Source organism: Paraburkholderia caledonica NBRC 102488 (assembly GCF_000685095.1).
Lineage (GTDB): Bacteria > Pseudomonadota > Gammaproteobacteria > Burkholderiales > Burkholderiaceae > Paraburkholderia > Paraburkholderia caledonica.
The window spans coordinates 1-1,415 of the sequence record NZ_BAYE01000066.1; the positions used below are offsets into that span (position 1 = coordinate 1).

Here is a 1,415-nt window from a genome sequence, read left to right on the forward strand (position 1 = left end):
CTTATATGGACACCGCCCGGTTTGCCAAGTTGATCTTGTGTGATGCGTGAACAAGGTATCGGCTGCGGTCTTATATGCGGCCTTTTGCAAGCCGAAGCTGCGGGCCCTGATGGAATTCGCCAGGAACGTCCTCATCTCGGCCACGTGCTTGAAGCACAAGACTGTGTTCAGGTTTGCGTCCCTGCGGTCCGACCTGTCTCGCCATCACATTGAAATCAACCCAAGCAACCTACCAGTTCCTCAACGCTTCAAATTCCTCATTCTGCTATGCAGGTCTGATGCTCACATGATGCGCTTCGTACGAAGTCCCGTGAGCGAGGATCGCCCAGGCGATTCTTGCCATTTTGTTTGCCAGGGCCACTGTTGCTACATTTGCTGGACGTCGCACCTGCAGTGCTTTTTGCCATGCGGTTGGTACCTTGGTGTGACACAGAACAGAACGCGCCCCATGTATCAGCAACGTACGCAAGTATGGGTCGCCACGTCGGGAGATCGAGCCCAGCCGTATCTTTCCTCCGGTACCATTCTGACGAGGAACAAGTCCCAGAAACGCAGCGAACTCGCGCCCCGACCTGAATGTCTTCGCATCTCCAATCGTTGCTACCAGGGCCGTTGCAGTCAGGCGGCCGATACCCGGCACTTCGGAGATAGCACGACATGCAGCTTCCTGTTTCTGCCAGGCGCCAATCCGCTTCTCGAGTTGATCGATATCCTCTTCAAACAGGGTGATCCGGCGCAACTGTTCGAGAAGGTTAAGAAGTATCGATCGTGGCAGCGTGTCTTCGAGTTCTGCCATGCGCTTTCTGATCTCGTCGAGTCCTGCTACGCGTCCTGCACGAAACGTAACGCCGAACTCATACAGCAACCCACGGAGCTGATTTATCTGCATCGTTCGAAACTTGACCAGCAACGAGCGCATACGATGAAGGCTTAACATCACCTGCTGATCCTCTGTCTTGGCGGCAACCGTGCGCATGCCGGGTTGCTGCACAGCGGTCCAGATTGCCCGCGCGTCTGCCGCGTCGGTCTTGTTCGTTTGCACGAAAGGTCGAATGAATTGAGCGTGTATCAGCACCACCTCGTGTCCGAGCGCGCGGATCTTACGCGCCCACCAGTGAGCACTTCCGCACGCCTCGAGGGCGACGCGACCGGCGGGGCGCTGCGCCAGAAATGTAATTAGATCGTCACGTCCGAACCTCCGATTCGCGATCTCGCCAGTTTGGGCGTCGACCCAGTACATCTGGAACACCCGTTTTGCAATGTCGAGTCCGTATGTCGTAGCATTCATCTGGGGCCTCCGTTCCATAAGTGGTTGTGTCGCAACTCCACTCTGGCACATTGATGCCGTTCGGTCCCGGGGCCCTCAATGGTGCGCAACTCCCCGGAGGGAGGGCGGTGTCCATTCCATCTCGGCC

The 1,415-nt window shown here is 56.7% G+C and carries 1 protein-coding gene; it reads right to left on the reverse strand.

Annotated features, from left to right (window positions below; genetic code table 11):
- Window positions 1–265 precede the first annotated feature (265 nt).
- Window positions 266–1,288, reverse strand: coding sequence for an IS110 family RNA-guided transposase (locus BCA01S_RS34225; RefSeq protein ID WP_027780688.1), 1,023 nt, complete (start codon window positions 1,286–1,288; stop codon window positions 266–268).
- Window positions 1,289–1,415: the final 127 nt, after the last annotated feature.

Bases quoted from the DNA above. Each gene is read 5' to 3' on its own strand.
- BCA01S_RS34225 (WP_027780688.1), bottom strand. From the start codon at position 1,288: ATGAATGCTACGACATACGGACTCGACATTGCAAAACGGGTGTTCCAG.